Annotated in this window: 18 protein-coding genes; 14 read left to right on the forward strand and 4 right to left on the reverse strand. The window is 55.7% G+C overall.

Features of this window, described 5'->3' with window-relative positions:
• Window positions 1-27 precede the first annotated feature (27 nt).
• From OQH67_RS04300 to OQH67_RS04335, 8 genes are all read left to right on the forward strand, one after another.
• Window positions 28-708, forward strand: a complete 681-nt coding sequence (locus OQH67_RS04300; RefSeq protein WP_215437664.1) for an HAD family hydrolase — start codon at window positions 28-30, stop codon at window positions 706-708.
• Window positions 709-801: 93 nt separating this feature from the next.
• The gene (locus OQH67_RS04305) at window positions 802-1881 is read left to right on the forward strand and encodes an AI-2E family transporter (protein ID WP_161981378.1); all 1080 of its coding nucleotides are present in this window, start codon (window positions 802-804) and stop codon (window positions 1879-1881) included.
• A 4-nt stretch (window positions 1882-1885) separates the two neighbouring features.
• On the forward strand, window positions 1886-3175 hold the full coding sequence (gene lysA / locus OQH67_RS04310) for a diaminopimelate decarboxylase (RefSeq protein ID WP_215437667.1): 1290 nt from the start codon (window positions 1886-1888) through the stop codon (window positions 3173-3175).
• 86 nt (window positions 3176-3261) lie between these two features.
• On the forward strand, window positions 3262-6123 hold the full coding sequence (gene galA / locus OQH67_RS04315) for a beta-galactosidase GalA (protein WP_215437671.1): 2862 nt from the start codon (window positions 3262-3264) through the stop codon (window positions 6121-6123).
• A 99-nt stretch (window positions 6124-6222) separates the two neighbouring features.
• Window positions 6223-6636, forward strand: a complete 414-nt coding sequence (locus OQH67_RS04320) for a family 20 glycosylhydrolase (protein WP_215437674.1) — start codon at window positions 6223-6225, stop codon at window positions 6634-6636.
• Window positions 6637-6732: 96 nt separating this feature from the next.
• Window positions 6733-7764, forward strand: coding sequence for a class II fructose-bisphosphate aldolase (gene fbaA, locus OQH67_RS04325; RefSeq protein ID WP_215437677.1), 1032 nt, complete (start codon window positions 6733-6735; stop codon window positions 7762-7764).
• A gap of 192 nt (window positions 7765-7956) precedes the next feature.
• Complete coding sequence (locus OQH67_RS04330; RefSeq protein WP_265145703.1) at window positions 7957-8979, forward strand: polysaccharide pyruvyl transferase family protein; 1023 nt, start codon at window positions 7957-7959, stop codon at window positions 8977-8979.
• A complete protein-coding gene (locus tag OQH67_RS04335) occupies window positions 8976-10214 on the forward strand; it encodes a Coenzyme F420 hydrogenase/dehydrogenase, beta subunit C-terminal domain (RefSeq protein WP_265145659.1) in 1239 nt (412 codons plus the stop codon). The genes OQH67_RS04330 and OQH67_RS04335 overlap by 4 nt, the downstream gene beginning before the upstream one ends.
• A gap of 175 nt (window positions 10215-10389) precedes the next feature.
• On the opposite strand, the gene typA is transcribed toward OQH67_RS04335, so the two are convergent.
• On the reverse strand, window positions 10390-12225 hold the full coding sequence (gene typA / locus OQH67_RS04340) for a translational GTPase TypA (protein ID WP_215437701.1): 1836 nt from the start codon (window positions 12223-12225) through the stop codon (window positions 10390-10392).
• 203 nt (window positions 12226-12428) lie between these two features.
• Between typA and ilvE the strand changes: the two genes are divergently transcribed.
• Window positions 12429-13295, forward strand: a complete 867-nt coding sequence (gene ilvE / locus OQH67_RS04345) for a branched-chain-amino-acid transaminase (RefSeq protein ID WP_215437703.1) — start codon at window positions 12429-12431, stop codon at window positions 13293-13295.
• Between the two features lie 146 nt (window positions 13296-13441).
• On the opposite strand, the gene OQH67_RS04350 is transcribed toward ilvE, so the two are convergent.
• Complete coding sequence (locus OQH67_RS04350) at window positions 13442-14362, reverse strand: glycoside hydrolase family 16 protein (RefSeq protein WP_215437705.1); 921 nt, start codon at window positions 14360-14362, stop codon at window positions 13442-13444.
• A gap of 147 nt (window positions 14363-14509) precedes the next feature.
• Here OQH67_RS04350 and OQH67_RS04355 point away from each other — a divergent pair, with 147 nt between their 5' ends.
• The gene (locus OQH67_RS04355) at window positions 14510-15058 is read left to right on the forward strand and encodes a methylated-DNA--[protein]-cysteine S-methyltransferase (RefSeq protein ID WP_215437707.1); all 549 of its coding nucleotides are present in this window, start codon (window positions 14510-14512) and stop codon (window positions 15056-15058) included.
• A 21-nt stretch (window positions 15059-15079) separates the two neighbouring features.
• Here OQH67_RS04355 and OQH67_RS04360 read toward each other — a convergent pair whose 3' ends face one another.
• Window positions 15080-15691 carry an FHA domain-containing protein gene (locus OQH67_RS04360; RefSeq protein WP_215437710.1) on the reverse strand — a complete coding sequence of 204 codons (612 nt, stop codon included), beginning with the start codon at window positions 15689-15691 and terminating at the stop codon, window positions 15080-15082.
• A 129-nt stretch (window positions 15692-15820) separates the two neighbouring features.
• On the opposite strand from OQH67_RS04360, the gene OQH67_RS04365 reads away from it, so the two are divergent.
• The 4 genes from OQH67_RS04365 to OQH67_RS04380 all read left to right on the forward strand — a co-directional run bounded on the left by OQH67_RS04365 (window position 15821) and on the right by OQH67_RS04380 (window position 19815).
• Window positions 15821-16324 (forward strand): DUF805 domain-containing protein, encoded by a 504-nt coding sequence (locus OQH67_RS04365; protein WP_215437712.1) that lies wholly within the window; start codon window positions 15821-15823, stop codon window positions 16322-16324.
• An 84-nt stretch (window positions 16325-16408) separates the two neighbouring features.
• On the forward strand, window positions 16409-17461 hold the full coding sequence (obgE, locus tag OQH67_RS04370) for a GTPase ObgE (RefSeq protein WP_215437715.1): 1053 nt from the start codon (window positions 16409-16411) through the stop codon (window positions 17459-17461).
• 37 nt (window positions 17462-17498) lie between these two features.
• On the forward strand, window positions 17499-18656 hold the full coding sequence (locus tag OQH67_RS04375; protein WP_215437718.1) for a phosphotransferase enzyme family protein: 1158 nt from the start codon (window positions 17499-17501) through the stop codon (window positions 18654-18656).
• A 133-nt stretch (window positions 18657-18789) separates the two neighbouring features.
• Complete coding sequence (locus OQH67_RS04380) at window positions 18790-19815, forward strand: D-alanine--D-alanine ligase family protein (protein ID WP_215437721.1); 1026 nt, start codon at window positions 18790-18792, stop codon at window positions 19813-19815.
• 256 nt (window positions 19816-20071) lie between these two features.
• Here the strand turns inward: OQH67_RS04380 and OQH67_RS04385 are convergent, their stop codons facing one another.
• Window positions 20072-20428, reverse strand: coding sequence for a hypothetical protein (locus OQH67_RS04385; RefSeq protein WP_215459017.1), 357 nt, complete (start codon window positions 20426-20428; stop codon window positions 20072-20074).
• Between the last annotated feature and the right edge of the window lie 85 nt (window positions 20429-20513).

Consider the following 20513-nt stretch of genomic DNA (forward strand, 5'->3'; position numbering starts at 1 on the left):
GGGATGCGGCATGTAGGGTACGGCCATATGATCAAGACTGCCATTTTCGATTTTGACGGCACCCTTGCAGACACGATCCCCTTGTGCCTGGAAGCTTTCCGCCGGGCGGTAAATGATCTGGACGGAAGAGTCCTGACAGATAGGGAAATAGAACGGAATTTCGGTCCGGACGATTTAGGCGTCATCCGGAAGCTGTTTCCCGGCAAACCGGAATGGCACGAACACGGGCGCGAATTGTTTATCCATTATTATCAGGAATTGCATGCGGAAATGGCTCCCGCTCCGTTTCCCGGCACGGTCGAATTGCTCCACAGTCTCCGCAACAGCGGCATTCGTCTGGCGATGGTTACGGGCAAACGCAGGGAAAGTGCGGATATTTCCCTCAAGTTTTTTCATCTGGACGGTTTTTTCCCCGTGCTGGAAACGGGTTCTCCGGAAGGCGGCGTAAAAACGGACCGCATCAACCGGGCTCTGAAACGCCTGGGAGCTTCCGCACGGGAAGCGGTTTACATTGGAGACTCCCCGTCGGACGTGGACGCATGCCGTGCCGTACCCGTCCGCATCATTGCCGCGGGATGGGCTCCCGGAGCCGACGTCAAGGGACTGGAAGAACGCCGCCCCGACTGGCTGCTGACGCGGTTTGAAGACCTGGAACCCTTTTTCCGAAAGCACGCCGCGGATGCAAATCATCAAAATGCAGCCCTTTGATATTGCAATCCCCGGCAAATTCGACCAACATTATCCGGCTCATTTCACCCCAATCCATTGATGACTCCTCAGAAAGAACCCGGAAAAGAAGGCTTGAAAATCCTGCTTATGCTGGCAAGCGCCATCATTATCACGGCCGGCCTTCAGGCAGGCAAGCAGGTGCTGCTCCCCATCGTCCTGTCCGGGTTTCTGGCGATCGTCAGTTACCCGATCACCACATTTTTCAAAAACAAGCTCCGTTTTCCGCACTGGCTGGCAGTCCTGTTTACGGTCATCATGGACTTCGGCGTCCTGGTCGGCCTCGGTTATCTGGCCCAGTATCTGGGACAGGACCTGGCCAAGACCATCAATGCCAAATATTATCCCCTGCTGTTTGAAAAAGTCCACGAATTCCGCGCGTTCCTGATTGAAAGGGACTGGAACAATCTGGCAGACCAGATGCTACAGGAAATTCCCGACCTCCTCAACAGCCAGCGCATTGTGGCTCTTTCCACCGGGGTCATGGGGCAACTGGCCTCCATGCTCACCTTCACCACCTTAATCCTGATTCTGATGACCTTTTTCCTGGGGGAAGCCCCCAGATTCCGGGCAAACATCAACAAGCTGGGAAGCAACAGCGACACGGGTATCCGCAAATTCTCCAAAGCGCTTGAAGGTGTCCAGAAATACCTGGTCATCAAGACATTCATCAGCGCCCTCACCGGTCTGCTGGCTTTCCTGCTCTGCTATTACATGGGGGTGGACTTCCCCCTGCTCTGGGGCATCGTGGCTTTCGCGCTCAACTTCATTCCCACGTTCGGCTCCATCATCGCCGCCATTCCCCCCACGCTGCTGGCCCTGCTGCTCATCAGCCCCACGGCGGGCATCATCGTGGCGGGAGGATACCTGCTCATCAATACGGCCCTGGGCAACTGCCTGGAGCCCATGCTGCTGGGACGCCAGTTCGGGATCGTCACCAGCATGGTCCTTCTCTCCGTCATCTTCTGGGGCTGGGTATGGGGGCCTATCGGCATGCTTCTGGCCGTCCCCATCACCATGCTGGTGAAGCTGGGCCTGGAAAGCTCCAAGGATCTGGCGTGGATCGCCCAGCTCGTTGACAATCCTCCCGTATCCAGATTCCCGCTCCCTCCTCGTCATTCCGGGAAAACAAACGAAAACATCAACAAGGAATAAACCCATGCACTCATTCGCTTACAAAAACGGCTTGCTGTACTGTGAAAACGTCAACCTCCAAGAACTGGCGGACAAGGAGGGGACTCCCCTGTACGTTTACAGCAAACATACCATTCTGAGCCACTTCCACCGCCTGAGGGAATCCCTGGAACCGCTGAATGCGGAAGTAGCGTACGCGGTGAAGGCGTGCTCCAACATTGCCATCCTGAACCTCATGGCCCGCAATGGAGCGGGATTTGACATCGTGTCCGGAGGGGAACTCTTCCGCGTTATCAAGGCCGGAGGAGACCCGGCCAAATGCACGTACGCCGGCGTAGGAAAGACGGAAAAGGAAATCCGCTATGCCCTGGAGCAGGGCATTTACTGCTTCAACGTGGAATCCGAGGCGGAAATGCGAGCGATCAACGATATTGCCGCCTCCATGAACCTCACGGCCCCGGTAGCCGTCCGCGTCAACCCCAACGTGGAGGCGGGCACGCACAAGTATATCACCACCGGCAAGTCGGAGAACAAATTCGGGGTGGATTTCGAACAGATCGAATCCCTGTATGAAATGGCCGCCCGCGCATTGCCGCACGTCCATCTGAAGGGGCTGCAAATGCACATCGGCTCCCAGCTCACCCAGGCAAAGCCCTTCATGGAGGCCGTCAGGAAAGTGGCGCCCCTGGCCGCACGGCTGAAGGAAAAGCACGGCATTGAATTCTTCTCCATCGGCGGCGGTATAGGCATTGTTTACCAGAACTCCCTGGAATCAGGCGTTCAGGAATGGTGGAACGAGGATTGCGCCCAGCTTACGCTGAGCACATACGCCCAGGCCGTCGTTCCCGTCCTTCAGCCTCTGGGACTGCATATCATTGTGGAGCCGGGACGTCTGATCGTCGGCAACGCCGGAGCCCTCATCACGCGCTGCCTGTATGAAAAATCAGGCAAGGCAAAGACTTTCAAGATAGTGGACGCGGGAATGAACGACCTCATCCGCCCGGCCCTCTATCAGGGATACCATGAAATCATTCCGGTCAGGGAACATCTCTCGGAATCCTGCATCACCGCGGATGTCGTGGGGCCCATCTGCGAATCCGGGGACTTCCTGGCCCAGGACAGGAAAATGACGGACGTACGGCAGGGAGAATTGCTGGCCGTTCTTTCCGCCGGAGCCTATGGCTTTTCCATGTCTTCCAACTACAACTCCCGTCCGATGGCGGAAGAAGTGCTGGTGGACGGGGGCCAATGGAGCGTCATCCGCCGCCGCCAGACCTGGGAAGACCTCATTGCCGGGGAAACCATTCCGGAATAATTCCGTTTGCGGAACCGGGAGTAGGCAATTCCCTTTCTTCACACACGTCACCATATCATCCAACACCATATCACAAGCCAATACACATGAAAAAAACCTTCTTCCTGTTCCTCTGTCTGGCCTTTGCGGGTTCCTCTTCCGCGCAGCGGGTGGACCAGCAGGTCATGGGAGAATCCCCTCGTGAAGTCTACCAGATAGACAAGGGATGGAAATTCTACCGCGGCCATCTAGACCAACCCAAGCCCAAAGGCCACCACTGGGTTTATAAAAGCGTCAAGGCCGGCGCAGGGCGCGGCCCGGCAGCCTTCCAGTATGACGACGGAGGCTGGCGCACCGTGGACCTTCCTCATGACTACGTGGTGGAAGGAACGTTCACCCAGAACCCGGAACTGGTCTCCCACGGCTTCCTGGACAGGCCAGAAGGCTGGTACCGCCGCAAATTCCGCCTTCCTGCGGAAGCCAGGGGCAAAACGATCTGGCTGTATTTTGACGGCGTCTTCGGACAATCCCAGGTATGGGTCAATGGCCAGGAACTCCGTAAAAGCGACAACGGCTACATCGGCTTCCGCGTGGATATCTCCGACGTGGCCCACTATGGCGACCGCCCCAATGTCATCTCCGTCAAATGCGATCCTGGAGAAGCCCAAGGCTGGTGGTACGAAGGCGGCGGCATTTACCGCCATGTCTGGCTGACCATCGCTGATCCTGTCCATGTGGCGCCCTACGGCGTTTACATTAGTGCGGACAAAAAGAAGGGCGGCAAATGGCAGGCCTCCATTGAAACCGCCATTGAAAATGAAAGCGAGAGCGATGCCCGTGTGAAAGTCGTCAACACAATTCTGGATAAAAAGGGCAAGCCCGTAGCCGTGACCACCAGGGATGTGGACGCCAAAAGCGGAGAGACCACGAAAATCCAGCAATTCCTCGCCATCCCGGAAAACAGGGTGGAGCCCTGGGACCTGAACAGCCCCAATCTGTACGGAATCCGCACGGAACTGTTCGTGGATGGAAAAAAGGTGGACTCCCACGGCGACCACTTCGGCTTCCGCACCCTGGAATTCAACCCGCAAAAGGGATTCTTCCTGAACGGAAAACCGGTCAAATTCAAGGGCGTGTGCATGCACCAGGACCATGCTGGCGTAGGAGTGGCGCTGCCGGACGCCATCCACAGCTTCCGCATTACCCGCCTCAAACAGTTCGGCGTCAATGCCTACCGCTGCTCTCACAACCCACCCGCACCGGAAATTCTGGACGCCTGCGACCGCCAGGGCATGCTGGTTCTGAATGAAAACCGCTTCTTCAACAGCGGAGAGGACTACCTGCGCCAACTGGATGAACAAGTGCGCCGCGACCGCAACCACCCCTCCGTTATGATGTGGTCCACCTTCAATGAAGAAGACTGGCAGGGCGACGAGCGCGGCGTCAAGCTGGTGAAGCGCATGAAACGCATCATCGACGCCGGAGACCACTTCGCTAGGCGTCCGGTGACGGGCGCCATGAGCGCCGGATTCAGCAAGGACGGAGCGTTCGCCCCCTTGGACGTGCTGGGAATCAACTACTCCCTGGGCGTGCACGACCATGTGCATAAAAACCTGTACCCGAACAAGCTCATCTACAGCTCGGAATCCGTATCCCACAGCGCCTCCCGCGGGGAATGGCAGGACAAAAAACACGTTTACAACAACTACGACAACCATTGGGTGGGCTGGGGGGACTCCCTCCGCAAAACCTGGAAATTCGTGGATACGCGGGAATGGGATGCAGGCACCTTCGTCTGGACCGGATTCGATTACCGCGGAGAACCCACCCCCGTCAACGCGTGGCCGGTCATCTCCTCCTACTTCGGCATCGTGGACACCTGCGGCTTTGCCAAGGACTCCTTCTATTTGATGCAGGCCCTTTGGACAGACAAGCCCATGGCGCACGTCTTCCCCCACTGGAATCTGGGTAAGGACATGATCGGCAAAAAAGTGAAAGTCGGCACCTACACCAACGGGGATGAAGCGGAACTCTTCCTGAACGGGAAGACTCTGGGGAAAAAGCCTGTGGACAAGTACATGCAGCTCTACTGGGATGATGTGGAATACCAGCCCGGAGAACTGAAAATGGTCGCCTACAAAAAAGGAAGGAAGCATGCCGAAGCCAAAGTAGTGACCACGGGCGAACCGGTCGCCCTTGGCCTGGAAGTGAAATTCGACAACTGGCAGCGCAAGAGCGCCCGGACCGGCGTTAGCGACGCCCTGCCCGTAACCGTCTTTGCCGTGGACTCCAAGGGTCGACGCGTTCCTACGGCCTCCAACAAGGTATCCTTCGCCGTCAAGGGGGGAAAAGTATTGGGTGTGGGCAATGGAGATCCACTTTGCCATGAACCGGACATCGCTACGGAACGTTCCCTGTACAATGGGCTGGCATCCGCCATCGTGGCTCCCGGGGATGAAGAAGGCGTGCTGGAAATAACCGCCTCTTCTCCCGGCCTCAAGCCCTATTCCCTGAAGCTTTCCATCCGCAAGGGGAACGGCTTCATCCAGTATCCCACAATTGACGGCAGCATCGTGCTGACGGACTGGCGCATCTCGGAAATCACGGACAAGCCGCAGAATCCCAACCGCCCCATTGCGGACGGCGACATGAACACCTGGCAGCCCATTGCCGTAGGCAGCGGTCCCCAGCCCCAGTGGGACCAGAAGCAGGGCTGGGCTACCTACCGCGCCCTGTTTGACATGCCCAACGGCAACAACTGGGAGCTGGTGCTGGAAGGCGTCAAAGGAAACGCCCAAGTCTTCGTGAACGGCCAGGAAGTCGCCAAAAAGGACAATCCCGCCTCCGGCACGGTCAAGGCCCCAGTCAAAGCCCCTGCCGGGTCCAAGGTAACCGTTTCTGTCCAGATGAAGAGCAGCGAAGCCAAAGCCGGCCTGACGGGAACCGCCAAACTGGTTCAGAAAAAGTAATATCTTTCAGAAATCCGTCCCGCTTCCAGGGCCGCTCCGTTTTCCCGGGGCGGCCTTTTCATATATCCGGAAAATCAGGTTTCATGGAGTTGCCTTGCAGTGACTGGAAAAAATATATTATCAATAATAAGCTTCCGTGATCCAGCAGGAAGGCCCCCATTCGGAAGGTCCGCAATACGAGATGGCTACTTTCTCCACTATTCCACTCCAGAAGGGTTACAATATGAATCCCATTCCATCCGGCCTCACCAGGGAGGAAGAAAAAACGTCCTGGGAGTTCAAGCCAGCTGCTGGAGTGAATACATGACCACGCTGGCCAAGTGGCAATATATGGTTTTCTCCCGCATGTTCGCCATGGCGGAACTGGGCTGGACGCCTGCGGAACGCAGGGACTTTACGGACTTCAAGGAACGCCTGGACAAACACAAGCCTTTCCTGGATGCCCTGAAGATCAACTACCGGACGGACTTCGGAGAACCGGCGCAGCCGGATGCCAAAATGATCCGCGAGTAAACGGAACCCCAGAAAAATCACGGACGCCGCGCCGTACCGCGAGCGCCGGAGTTCAGTCTTGCCCTTCCCTGAAAAAGCGCCTATCATAACCCCGTTATGCCAATAGCCACACCAGAACAATACATCACCATGCTTGAAACGGCCAAGAAGGAAGGCTACGCCTACCCTGCCGTTAACGTAACCACGATTGAAGTGATCAACGGCGCCCTCCGCGCCTTCTCCGAAGCCAAGAGCGACGGCATCATCCAGGTTTCCATCGGCGGCGGCAAATTCGCCTCCGGCACCTCCGTCGGCAGCTCCGCCATCGGCGCCATTGTTCTGGCGGAAGCCACCCGCCGCCTGGCTGAAGAGCACAAGGTGCTCGTAGGCTTGCACACGGACCACTGCCAGCCCGAACACGTGGATACCTTCCTGCGCCCCCTCCTGGCCGAATCCCGCCGCCGCGTGGAACGGGGTGAAGCTCCCCTTTTCAACTCCCACATGCTGGATGCCTCCACCCTGCCCATGGCCGAAAACCTCAAGCTTTCCCAAGAACTGCTGAAGGAATGCGCCGAACTGGGCATCGTCCTTGAAATTGAAATCGGCGTCGTGGGCGGTGAAGAAGACGGCGTGGACAATTCCGGCCACCCGGCCGACAAGCTTTACACGTCCCCGGAAGACATGCTGATGACCTACGAAGCCCTGGCTCCGATCGGTAAATTCATGCTTGCGGCCACCTTCGGCAACGTTCACGGCGTCTACAAGCCCGGCCACGTCAAGCTGAAGCCCAGCATCCTGCGCGACGGTCAGGACGCCGTAGCCGCCAAGCACGGCGAAGAGGCACGCATGCCCCTCGTCTTCCACGGCGGTTCCGGTTCCGAACTGTCCGACATCCGTGAAGCCGTCTCCTACGGCGTGGTGAAGATGAACATCGACACCGATACACAGTATGCCTTCACGCGCCCGATCGTCACCCACATTTGTGAGCACATCAACGGAGTGCTCAAGATTGACGGTGAAGTCGGCAACAAGAAGGACTACGATCCACGCTCCTATCTCGCCAAGGGTGAAAAGGGCGTTGCCGCCCGTCTCCAGGAAGCCGCAGACAACCTCATGTCCGCCGGCAAGACCCTCTTCGGCAAGATCTAATAGTACCTGAAAGGTGCTTGTACAAAACCCGGCCTCCCGAAAGGGGCCGGGTTTTCTCTTTTGTTCTTCACATCGGAAGAAGCAAAAGTTAGACTGTCAGGCTCAGACACTTCAGCAAGCATGGCCATTCTCCCTCTCCTGCAAAAGCTCTCTTTCCATGTTCCCGGACTCTCTGAAAAAAAGCGGAAAAACATGGAACGCAGGCTGGCATTCCATGAATGGACCAAGGGGTTCCGCCGCTTTTTCAGACGCCCGTTCGTCTTTCTTTTCGGTTCCCCGTTTCATTCTAATCTGGGGGCTCAGGCGCAGACGGAATGCATTATTGCCTGGATCAGGAAAAATCTGCCCCGGCACGAAATATTCATTGCCACCTACATGAATACCTCCCCGAGGCTTCTGAAGATGATACGCAGGCATATCCGGAAAAATGACATCCTGCTGTGCCACAGCGGCTACCATATGACGGACCTGTACAATGAACAGAGCCACTATCTCCGCATCGCCCAGCTCTTCCCCGACCATCCTCTGACCATTCTGCCCCAGACTATTCATTATCAAGATGATTCCCATGCACAAGCCACGGCGGACATTCTCAACTCCCATCCCGACTGCACCCTCCTTTGCCGGGATGAGCATTCCTATGAAACAGCCAGGGCATTATTCAATAAATGCCGCCTTTTTCTTTATCCGGACATCGTAACCTCCCTCATCGGCAACATCAAGCTGCCTGAATATTCTCGGAAGGGCGTCCTCTTCTGCATGAGAAATGACAAGGAAGCCTTCCACCGGCCGGAAGCCATTGAACAGCTCCGCCGGAAACTGGAAGAGTTTATCACAACGGAGCAAACGGACACTACCGTCGATATTCCTCCCGGCGAAGTCATTGCGGACAGAAAGAAAATACTCCATTCCACCTTTGATTATTTCTCCCGCTTCCAGGCTGTCGTCACGGACCGCTACCACGGGACCATCTTCTCCCTGATCGGTAACACCCCCGTCATTGTCCTCAATTCCAGCGACCATAAACTCGCCTCCGGCGTCCAATGGTTCCCCGAATCTTTCAGCCGGCACGTCTATTTTGCCGAAACGCTGGACCAGGTACCCGGGTATGTGCAGCATATTGTTGACCAACCGCCCAAGGAGCCTCTTCCGCCTTATTTTTCCACGGAATATTACGACCACCTCCTTGAGAAACTTCATTTTCCCCATACATGATCGACATTTGCCCCACAACCGACTGTACGGGATGCTCCGCATGCTTTTCCATCTGTCCCAGGCATGCTGTTACCCTGATCCCGGACCAGGAAGGATTTCTGCATCCTCAGATTGACCAGGACCTCTGCATTGACCGCGACCTGTGCCGGAAGGCCTGCCCGGCCCGGCAAACGCCGTCCCGTAAAGACAGGCTCCCGGAAGAACTGTTTTTTGCGGCCTATCACCGGGATGAAGACATACGCATGGCATCCTCCTCCGGAGGCGCCTTTTCCGCGCTGGCTTCATGGATGCTGAAACAGGGAGGATACGTTTGCGCCGCATCCTATGACGACGATTTCAAGGGAGTACACCACGTCATCATCCGCTCGGAGGAAGAGCTGCCCAGGCTGCGAACATCCAAATACACGCAAAGCAGAACCGGAACCTGCTTCCGGGACATCCTCCGGCTCCTGAAGCAGGGGGAAAAGGTCCTGTTTGCCGGAACTCCGTGCCAGACGGCGGGGCTGCATCTCTTCCTCAGAAAAGAATATGACAAACTGCTGACCGTGGACATCGTCTGCCACGGAGTTCCATCTCCCGTCATTTTTGCGGACTACATCAGCTACCTTGAACGCAAGTACAAATCCCCGGTCAAAAATTACAATTTCCGTGACAAGAAATGGAGCTGGTACCATTTCAATACAAAAGCTGAATTTAAAAACCGCAAGGCCGTTTATCGGGGTACATGGGAGGAGGACACGTTCATGCGCGGGTTCCTGAGGGACTACTTCCTGAGGGAAAGCTGCTATACCTGCAAATACAGCAAGCACGAACGCTACGCCGACATTACCTTGAGCGATTTTTGGGGTTATGACGCCTCCGACGGAGGCTTTCCCAATGACGACAAGGGGATTTCCATGTGCATGTGCAACACGGTATCAGGCAGGGATGCTTTCGAGTCGGCCAAATCCTCTCTCATTTGGTGTACGCGTCCACGGAAAATGAGCCTCACGAACGGAGGGTTCTTCCCCAGACTGGCTACTCTGAAAGAAAGGCAGGCTTTCCTGGAGGAATACCGCCGTATCGGATTCGACCGGGCTGTGCCAAAGTACATGTATCCCGAGCCCGTACCCGATGATCTGAAAGTCCTGTATTTCTGGGGCCGTGGGAGCCGTGCCTTGAAACGCTCCAGGAAATTGCTGCGCCTTGTGAGAAAAATACAGCGCTTCTTCCGGGGTTCTAAAAAACAGGCATAGACCGGAAACCCCAAGCCCTCCGCATCCTGAATGCTGTTCCCTAAAAGGAACGGCAAAAATGCCGATTCACCGTAGATTTGCAGTTCCGGCGTCCGGAGCCCCCGTATATTGGACCGGAAAACTTCCGGAGGCAACGAAAGGCAAGCTCCTCACTCAATCCTGCAACCCTCCACTTCTAGTTCCCTGCCTTGCGGGATTCCCGGACGCGGTCGTTGGCGTTCAGGATGCGCTTGCGCAGGCGGATGAAATGAGGCGTGGCCTCTACCAGTTCATCCGCTTCAATGTATTCAATGGCGCGTTCCAGGGAGAAGTTGACGGGAGGTGAAAGCTGGATGCCGTCCCCCTTCGTGGCGGAACGGATGTTGTTCAAATGCTTTTCCTTGCACGGATTCACGGGCATGTCCATCTGGCGCGGGTTTTCACCCACGATCTGCCCTTCGTAAATGTCCTCCTGCGGTCCCACGAACAGGCGCCCGCGCTCTTCCAGGGCGGCCAGGGCGAAGGGGGTGGAAACTCCCGTTTCCATGGAAACAAGCGTGCCCGTGGTGCGCGTGGTGATTTCCCCGGCGTAGGGGCCGTAATCCCGGAACAAGTGGGAGAAAATGCCGTGGCCGGACGTCAGGTTCACCAGCTCGAATTCAAACCCGATGATGCCGCGGGTGGGGATGTACGCCTGGATGAAGGTATGACCCGTGCCCTCCTTGCATACCATGTCTTCCATCTGTCCCTTGCGGGCGTTCAGGAGCTTCATGACGCCGTTGGAATATTCGTCCGGCACTTCCACGTAAATCGTCTCGTACGGCTCCGTCAGGCGGTCGTTCTCATCCCTTTTCATGATCACGGTGGGACGGGAAACGCACAGCTCGTAATTTTCACGGCGCATGGTTTCCACAAGCACGGCAATCTGCATGGCCCCGCGGGCGGAAACGGAGAACACGCCGGCCTTGTCCGTATCCTCCACCTGGATGGAAATATTCGTACGCATCTCCCGCATCAGGCGGTCGCGAATCACGCGGGAAGTAACGTTCTTGCCGTCACGGCCGCCAAAGGGGCCGTTGTTGATGGAAAATTCCATGGAGATCGTAGGCGGATCAATCGCCACGAATGGCAGGGCTTCCGTCTCCTGGGAACCGCCGAGGGTTTCACCGATGTTTACGTTCTCAAACCCCGCCACGCCCACAATATTGCCCGCCACGCCCACGGCGGAATCCGTAGTGCCCAGTCCGGAATATTCAAACATGCGGGTGACCTTGCCGGAAACACAGGTTCCTCCGCTCTGGTGGAGCCAGACGGTGTCTCCCTTCTTTACGGAACCGGAAGTGATACGGCCAATGGCGACGCGGCCCACGTAATCATCCCAGTCAATATTGGAAACGAGCATCTTGAACTCCCCTTCCGGGTCGGCGTCCTTCGGTGCCGGGATATGTTCCACAATCTTGAACAGGAGGGGCGTGCAGTCCACGGGAGGTTCCCCTTCCATGGAATTCATGAAATAGCCGTCGCGGGCGGAGCCGTACACGAAGGGGGCTTCAAACTGTTCGTCCGTAGCGCCCAGCTCCAGGAACAGTTCCAGCACCTGGTCATGCACGGCGGCGGGATCGGCGTGCGGACGGTCGATCTTGTTAATCACCACGATAGGCATCAATCCTTCCTGGAGAGCCTTGCGAAGCACGAAGCGCGTCTGGGCCTGCGGCCCTTCAAAAGCATCCACCACCAGAAGAACGCCGTCCACCATCTTCATCACGCGTTCTACTTCACCGCCGAAATCGGCATGTCCAGGAGTATCAACGATGTTGATGGTGTATCCGTTCCAGAGGATGGAAGTGTTCTTCGCCTTGATCGTGATGCCTTTTTCACGTTCCAGATCCATGGAATCCATGGCGCGTTCCTGCACGGCCTGGTTGGCCCGGTAGGCGCCGCCCGCCTGCAGAAGTTGGTCAACCAGGGTGGTTTTCCCATGGTCAACGTGAGCGATGATGGCGAGATTGCGGAACTTGGAAGGATCTGACATTTCGCGCGAGAGCTAAAGGCACGGGAAAATAAATGTCAAGCCTGCTCCACGAATACCGTCATAATAATTCCACGCGCGCGAGGCTTCCACGAAGTGCCGTGATTGACGGAACTTTTCCCTCACGCGTGAATTTATAGCTTTCCCCGGCGGGCAAATGCGGCTATCCTGCTCCGGCACAAACAATTTCCTAATTTTAAACGACAATGAAGATTTGGTTAGACGGCAAGCTAGTGGAACAGGAGGAAGCCAAGACCTCCGTGTTTGATCATGGCACACTTTACGGCGACGGTATTTTTGAGGGCATCCGCTTTTATAACAGGCGCGTTTTCCGGCTGGAAGATCACATGGACCGCCTGTTCAACTGTGCCCATTACTTGCTGCTGGACATGCCCTACAGCAAGGAGGAACTGTCCAAAGCCGTTTGCGAAACCGCGGCGGCCTCCGGCCTGGACGACGGCTATATTCGCCTGGTAGTCACGCGCGGCATCGGCAACCTGGGGCTCAATCCTTTCAACTGCAAGCGTTCCTGCGTTTATATCATCGCGGATAAAATATCCCTGTACGATCCGGCAGTTTATGAAAACGGCCTGTCCCTGATCACCAGTTCCATCCGCCGCAATCGTCCGGACACCATTTGCCCGCAGGTGAAATCCCTCAATTACCTCAACAATATCCTGGCCAAGGTGGAAGCCGTGCGTCAGGGAGCGGCGGAAGCCCTGATGCTGAACGACCAGGGCAACGTGGCGGAATGCACGGGGGACAACATCTTCATCGTGAAGGACGGTACCGTTTATACGCCCCCGGTGACGGACGGTGCGCTGGACGGCATCACCCGCCGCGTGGTTCTGGAAATTTGCCGTGAACAGCAAATCCCGGCGGAAGAAAAAACCATGAACCGCTTCACGGTTACGTGCGCGGACGAATGCTTCCTGACCGGAACGGCCGCAGAATGCGTTCCCGTCACCAAATTGGACAGCTACGAGCTGGGTTCCGGCAAAATCGGCCCCGTGACCGCCCGCATTCTGGCGCGCTTCCAGGAACTGACCCAGCACACGGGCACGGAATTTTAATTCCGTTTCCTTTTCAACCGTAAAGCCGCTCTTCTTTCCGGGAAGAGCGGCTTTTTCTTTCAGGAGGATTCCTTAAAAGTTAATCCTGAATGAGAGGGGAGGAACTGTTCCAACCCCTTACATCGGAATATGAAAAAACAGGCTTATTACTTCTTCGGCAGACCGGTTTCCGGGTCAAACTGCTTGGCCTGCTCCATGTGTTCCTTGGTCTGGTAAAAACGCACGTAGTCAATCAGGAACTCAACCGGATATCCCGTGCCGTCCTGGGGAGCTTTTTCACACCAGTTGCCGCCTACGGCGGAATTGAGGATCAGGTAAAAGGGCGTCCGGAAGGGATTGCCCGCCCCATTCGCGTAATTTGTGGTATTCAGGTCGATGGACTTTACCAGCTTGTCGTCCACCATCAGCTTGATGCTGTCCTTATCCCACTCCATGACGTAGATATGGAAATGGTCGGAAAGATTGTTGATCTTCACCGTGCCGCCGCGTGAGGCGTCTTTCTTGGAGACGCCGTCCGGGCTCAGATGGAAGGTGGAATAAACCACGTCCGGCTGCTGGGAAATATTTTCCATCATGTCAATTTCCCCGTTGGTGGGCCATCCCCACTTGTTCTTGCCCAGCAGCCAGATGGCGGGCCAGATGCCCTTGGCCTTGTTGGGAAGTTTGGCGCGGACTTCCAGTCTGCCGAACAGGAAAGTCTTCGTTTTAAGCGTGCTGACGGAGCCGGAAGTATAAGGCATGAATTTGGTGTTTTTAATCCATTCCGCGTTGCTTTTCTTGTAATTGATGTTGGCAAATTTCTCAAAATGGGTCTCCAACACCAGATTGCCGTCTTTCACGCGCAAATTCTTCGGGCGTGCGGTATATGTCTGCTGGGAACCTTGGTTGCGGACAACACCCAGTTCCGGCTGCCATTTCTTGGGGTTGACCTTGGTGCCGTTGAACTCGTCGCCCCACACGTACACCCAGCCGCCCGGCAGGGTCTTGGGAGGATTGACGTTTTCTCCCTTTCCGGACGTGCACAGACACGCCGCCAGCAATACGGCAAACAGGCCTTTCTTCATCATATGGACCAATACTGTACTTGAAGGGTCCGCCTTTCAATCAAAATCCAGCCCATGCATGCTTGCCATTGAAAATTCCGGAGCGAGCCTGTTCAGGCCCTGGTAAAAATTTAAGGAGAAATGGCCTCCTGCCTGTGTTATATTCCATCCATGAATACAAATTTTCCGGAGAAATGCTCGGCGATGCTCCATCAAACGCCCCTGGGGCCGGTCGGCATCGTGGAAAACGGAACGGCCATCACGCATATCTTTTGGGGACACATGGTGCGGCCGGAGCAACTGCGATGGAAGGATACTCCCCTGCTGAAAGATGCCGCCGGACAGCTTGACGAATATTTCCGGGGAGTCCGCCGCATTTTTGACCTGCCGCTCGCTCCGCAGGGCACTCCCTTTGAAGAAGCCGTCTGGCAGGCTCTTCTGACCATTCCCTACGGGGAGACGAGAAGCTATGCCGACATCGCCCGGCAAACGGGCAGGCCGTCTGCCTGCCGCCCCGTAGGCCGAGCCAATGGGCACAACCCCATAAGCATTATTATTCCCTGCCACAGGGTCATTGGCGCCAACAAAAAATTGACTGGGTATACAGGAGGGTTGTCCATCAAACAATACTTGCTTGAACTGGAACAGGGGGCGACATCTTCCTTCCTGCCCCTGCCGGAAGAGCAACACATGTCCCGGGACCTTTCCTCCACCTGTTAAGACGGGAAAACTGGAAAAAGCCTATTCCTGCGGAGCTTCCTCCTGATTCTCCTGGTTTTCCTGATTCTCAAGGGATTTCAGGGCGTCCTTGGGCGACTCAATGCCCAGCCACTGCAAAGGAAGGAGTTCTCCGGTAACCTTGTAATGCTTGTAAGTCAGCCCAGCGAACAGCGCCAGGAAAAACATCAGAACGGCATACAAAGCCATCCACATGTAATTTTTCCGGGCCGTGCGGGTAGCCTGGTCCGCAAGCTGCTGCAAATTCTGCATGGCGGGAGAAATAGATTCTTCCTTACTGTTCTCTCGGTCCGTTTCGGAGACCGGGAGGGAAACCGGTTCTTCAGAGAACTTCAAATGCACCTCTCCCAAAATAATATCGTCCCCTTCATACAGGGCGGCAGGCCCCATGGGAGTCAGGCCGTTGATTTTGACGCCGTTGGTGGAACCCAGGTCTTCGATGACATAACCGCCGTCCTTGTACTGGAGCAACGCATGTTCTCCTGATACGGAAGGAGAGGGAATGGCAATTTCACAATGTTCATCCCGACCGATGCGAGCGAAATATTCGCCGTTTTTCGGGAGAACAATGGTTTTCTCGGAACCGTCAGGCAGCAGAATGGAAAGGCGGGGCATGATTTACAGCTGATGATGCCATGCCGGCACTTCTTTTCAATCCAAAAGACCGTTTGCACGCATTCCATTGGAAAAAGCCGCACCAATGCCATCTATTGACACCTCTGATTGATAGTGATTTAATAACTCGTGCCTTCTCTCTCCCCTTCTTTTACAGGCTACAATCTGGCCACAGCCGTCAAAAGCGTTTTCCGCAAATACGCACGCTTTTCAGGCCGCGCCACCTTGTCCGAATTCTGGTACTGGACATTGGGACAAACGGTGATTTTCATTCTCTTGTGGATGCTCAGCCTGGCATTTATGCTGAACCTTTTTATTTTCAATGATCCCCAGCAGATGCCGCCCTCCAGGGTTTTCAACCATGTTCTGGCAGGAGAAAGCCCGGTGCTGTTATGGGCGCTCTTCACGCTGCTCCCTTCTCTGGCCGTGGGATGCAGACGCCTGCATGATACCAATAAAAGCGGCGCGCTTCTTCTGCTGAACCTCATTCCGCTGGCGGGCCCCATCCTTCTCATCATCTTTTTTTGCGAGGACAGCCAGCGGGAAACAAACCAATACGGCCCTTCGGAAAAATATCCGGAAGGCAGCGATCGGGCCGGTCTTATTCCTCCCGGACGTATTCCACCCCCCTAGGTGGCATGAATCCCATGCCGTGGAAACGGACGTACAGTCCTGCACTTGTCTTGCTTTCGGGCCAAAAATGCCTAAGATCAAGCCATGTTTGTTGACAACATCCGCATATTTGCCAAGGCAGGAAAGGGAGGAAACGGGCTGGTCAGCTTCCGCAGGGCCAAATTCGTGCCCAAGGGCGGCCCGGACGGCGGGGACGGCGGCGATGGCGGTAGCGTCATTCTGGAAGTGGACCCACACACGAATGACCTGCGTTCCTTTTTCTACGATCCCAAGCTGATCGCTACGGACGGCGTAGGCGGCCAGGGAGCTAAAAAACACGGCAAAAACGGGAAATCCGTCATCGGGAAAGTTCCGCCCGGCACCATCATCTACCGCAGCAATGCCTCTTCCATGTCGGAAGCCACGTGGCTGGAGCGGGAAGGCGACGGCATTGAACTGGAAAAAATCGCGGACCTGACGGAAATAGGAACCCGGTTCACGCTGTGCCAGGGCGGCATCGGCGGCAAAGGCAACTGGCACTTCCGTTCCGCCACCAACCAAGCCCCCACGGAAGCGGAACTGGGCAGGGAAGGGGAGGAAGGCGTCTTTTTCATGGAACTGCGCCGCATTGCGGACGCGGGGCTGGTGGGCTACCCCAATGCCGGCAAAAGCACGCTGCTGGGCGACATTTCCGCAGCCAAGCCGAAAGTCGCCAACTATCCGTTCACGACACTTCAACCCATCATCGGCGTGGTGGAATTCAACAGTTTCCGCCGCTGCGTGGTAGCGGACATCCCCGGCATCATTGAAGGCGCACACCGCAACCGCGGCCTGGGGCACGAATTCCTGCGCCACATCACCCGCTGCAAGGTACTCGTCTTCGTTCTGGACATGGCCGGAAGCGAAGGGCGCGACCCCATTGAAGACTTGCAGAACCTCCGCACGGAAATCAAACTTTACAGCGAAGACCTGGCCAAACAACCCTGGTTTGTCGTCGCCAATAAAATGGACCTGGAAGGTGCGGAAGACAACCTGGCCAGCTTCAGACTGCGCTTCCCGAAGGTGGATGTGGTCCCCCTTTCCGCCCTCAACGGTGACGGCATCGCACAACTCAAGAGCAAGCTCGATCAACTCGTAGGCTATAAATTCGTTCACTGATTCCCGTTCCGCCCAACACTGCCTCAAACACAACCCCATGAACGCTCCGCTCTCCACGCCAGCCGATCCCGACCAGCTGCTGTGCCGCATTGCCGGAATCGGAGACCTCTTCGCCATTGAAGGGGAATTCGTCACCGGCAAGGAAATACCCAGCGGCCACATCAACACCACTTACAAAGCCACCTACCGCAAAAGCGACGGGACGGAAGACTCCTACATTCTGCAGCGCATCAACGACTATGTCTTCAAAGACCCGAGGGCCGTCATGCGCAACGTGGAAAAAGTCACCCGCCATATCAACTGGAAAGTGCTGCGCCGTGTGAAAGACTCCGCCGGGCAGACCCTGAATCTCTACCCGGCGCGCGGCGGGCGCAACTACATAGACATCCCCGGAGACGGCATCTGGCGCTGCTACAACTATCTGGCCGGCACGCATACGTACGACGTAGTGGAAAACACGCGCCAAGCCTATCAGGCCGGTTTCGCCTTCGGATCTTTCCAGGACCTGATCAGCGACATGAATCCGGACGACATTGTGGAAACCATTCCCGGCTTTCATCACACCCGGAATCGCTACAACCGCCTCATGGAAGTGGCGGAGCAGGATCCCCGGGGGCGGCTTTCCTCCTGCCGGGCAGAGCTGGAATTCATCAGGGCGCGGGAGCAGGACGTAGACCGTCTCCTGGACCTCCAGACAAAAGGCATACTGCCCACCCGCATCACCCACAACGACACCAAGATCAACAACGTCATGCTGGACGAAGACACGGACCACGCCGTCTGCGTCATTGATCTGGATACGGTTATGCCCGGCCTCGTCCTGTACGACTTCGGGGACATGGTGCGCACCGTCACTCCGCCAACGGAAGAAGATGAGGAAGACCTGAGCAAAGTCCGCATGCGCATGCCCATGTTCCAATCCATTGTGGAAGGTTATCTGCAGGCCGCGCACGGATTCCTGACCCAAGCGGAAATAGATCAGCTCGCCTTTTCCGGAAAGCTTATCACGCTGGAAATCGGCATCCGCTTCCTTACGGATTATCTGGAAGGGGACCAATACTTCAAGGTTTCCCGGCCCGGACACAACCTGATCCGCTGCCGGACCCAGCTTAAGCTGGTGGAATGCATTGAACAGGAACTTCCAGCCATGGAGCAGTATGTCCAGAGGCTGGCAAGGGGCCTGACCAGGAAATAGGAAGGCCCGGGCGCTTTTCCTTTTTCATCTTCCTTCCGCCGGGACGGTGATACCGCCCCTTATTATTTATATTGTTTGAACACGTCGGCAATTTCCATAATCCAAGAAACATTCCACACAATCACCGCCACGTATGTTCAAAGTTCCGGAAATTCAATTAAACGCCTACGGCAAGCCCGCAAGAATCCTGTATCTGGCCCCCTATGCGCCCGACGCTCCCGATTTCTCCCAAAAACCCTACACGGGCAACGGAGGTTATCCCCAGTACCACTACAACATTTATAAAGCCATCCAGGACATAGGCTATGATGTAGTCTCCTCCTCCAAGCCGTACTCCGTACAATTCGCCAAGGGAAACGTGGACTATGTCTTCTCCCTGATGAACAGGTTCCAGATGGCCAAGCCTGAAATCTTCATCTCCTCCTACTGCGAATTCATCCAGGTGCCCTATCTGGGCGCCCCTCCCAACATTCGCGCCATTGCAGAAGACAAGCTGCTGACCAAGCTTGTCTTCCGCTCCCTGGGCCTCAACATGCCGGAGGGCATGGGACTTTCCAAAGAGCGGGAAATTCCGGCGGAAGCCCCCTTCCCCGGTCCCTACTTCGTCAAAAAACGCTTTGGCGCCGCTTCCGGGGGAATCCGGGAAGACAGCATCTGCGGCACCTGGGAGGCTGTGGCTTCCTGCGCCAAACGCCTTATGGAAAAAGGGCATGAAGTTCTTGTGGAACAATACTGCGAAGGCATTGACGTTACTGTTCCAGTGCTGGGGGGAGAAGAACCCGTCATCCTGGGATTCGTACAGCCGAAGTCCGACAAACCCGGCAACATCATCACGGAAGACCTCAAACTGCATGACCATCTGGGCTACCAGCTTGTATCCGTGCACGATCTGGAGCAGGATATCATTGCAGACGTCCGGAAAGTTTGGGCGGCCCCGGGGCCCCTGGACTACTTTCGCATTGACTACAGGATCGACTTTGAAAAGGGCGAACGCCGCATTCTGGAAATGAACATCTGCTGCCATCTGGGCAAAAGCGGCTCCATCTGCCTGGCGGCCGCACAACACGGCTACACCCAGGCGGATATTCTTAAATACATCCTTGATTACAGCATGAGAAGGCAGAAGGGCCTCCAGCAATACGGAACGTGGCTCATTTGAGCCTGACACGTGCCTTCCTATACACAAAACCGCTCGCCAATTTACGGACAGGAAAAGCTCCTGTCCGTAAATTTTATTGCATATTTTATAGTAAGGAATGTTCGTGTTTTGCTTCTGAAAAGAAAGTTCCTTCTAAGAAATATGGGAATTAGCTATTCTCTGCCCTGAGAAATAAAATCCTAATGAGCTTTTCGGCATAACATTTTAGGCGTCTTTCATTTGGGCGACCGGTAGTTCTACATTGTCTGCAAATCATTTAACAATCCTGATTTACAAGACAATGAACAATACCCAAATTACCCTGGATCCCCGCTATCCCTTCGTTCCCATGTTCGCCAACGGGCAACCGCAGGCCGACTTCTACGTCAACGGCATCACCGCCCCCGTTCTCATCTCCCCTCGCTCCGTCTCCGAGGATACCCGGCACGAATGGACCGGGTACCTCAAGATCATGAAACGCGGTACCTATTTCCTTTCCCTGGACGCCGATTCCTCCATCTCCCTGGCCATTCCCTTCAAGAATGTGGAACTGACCAGCGAAGCAAAAGACCTTTCCGTGAAGCCGGAGAGTGTCCTCCTCGAACAGGGGTATTACTGGTGCCAAATCGTCCATGAACACCATGCCGCCCTGGGCTCCGCACAAGAGTTCTGTATTGCCATTCTTTCCGACAAGGAGGAGGCGCCCGACATCAATTCCT

It is taken from the genome of Akkermansia biwaensis (genome assembly GCF_026072915.1).
Lineage (GTDB): Bacteria > Verrucomicrobiota > Verrucomicrobiia > Verrucomicrobiales > Akkermansiaceae > Akkermansia > Akkermansia biwaensis.

Excerpts from the sequence above, each read along its gene's own strand:
- OQH67_RS04350 (WP_215437705.1), bottom strand. The coding sequence starts at position 14,362 with ATGATGAAGAAAGGCCTGTTTGCCGTATTGCTGGCGGCGTGTCTGTGC.
- OQH67_RS04330 (WP_265145703.1), top strand. The coding sequence starts at position 7,957 with ATGGAACGCAGGCTGGCATTCCATGAATGGACCAAGGGGTTCCGCCGC.
- galA (WP_215437671.1), top strand. The coding sequence starts at position 3,262 with ATGAAAAAAACCTTCTTCCTGTTCCTCTGTCTGGCCTTTGCGGGTTCC.
- typA (WP_215437701.1), bottom strand. The coding sequence starts at position 12,225 with ATGTCAGATCCTTCCAAGTTCCGCAATCTCGCCATCATCGCTCACGTT.
- OQH67_RS04300 (WP_215437664.1), top strand. The coding sequence starts at position 28 with ATGATCAAGACTGCCATTTTCGATTTTGACGGCACCCTTGCAGACACG.
- OQH67_RS04355 (WP_215437707.1), top strand. The coding sequence starts at position 14,510 with ATGAATACAAATTTTCCGGAGAAATGCTCGGCGATGCTCCATCAAACG.
- OQH67_RS04385 (WP_215459017.1), bottom strand. The coding sequence starts at position 20,428 with ATGGACGATTTGGCACCAGTAATACCCCTGTTCGAGGAGGACACTCTC.
- ilvE (WP_215437703.1), top strand. The coding sequence starts at position 12,429 with ATGAAGATTTGGTTAGACGGCAAGCTAGTGGAACAGGAGGAAGCCAAG.
- OQH67_RS04375 (WP_215437718.1), top strand. The coding sequence starts at position 17,499 with ATGAACGCTCCGCTCTCCACGCCAGCCGATCCCGACCAGCTGCTGTGC.
- OQH67_RS04335 (WP_265145659.1), top strand. The coding sequence starts at position 8,976 with ATGATCGACATTTGCCCCACAACCGACTGTACGGGATGCTCCGCATGC.
- OQH67_RS04380 (WP_215437721.1), top strand. The coding sequence starts at position 18,790 with ATGTTCAAAGTTCCGGAAATTCAATTAAACGCCTACGGCAAGCCCGCA.
- fbaA (WP_215437677.1), top strand. The coding sequence starts at position 6,733 with ATGCCAATAGCCACACCAGAACAATACATCACCATGCTTGAAACGGCC.
- obgE (WP_215437715.1), top strand. The coding sequence starts at position 16,409 with ATGTTTGTTGACAACATCCGCATATTTGCCAAGGCAGGAAAGGGAGGA.
- lysA (WP_215437667.1), top strand. The coding sequence starts at position 1,886 with ATGCACTCATTCGCTTACAAAAACGGCTTGCTGTACTGTGAAAACGTC.
- OQH67_RS04360 (WP_215437710.1), bottom strand. The coding sequence starts at position 15,691 with ATGCCCCGCCTTTCCATTCTGCTGCCTGACGGTTCCGAGAAAACCATT.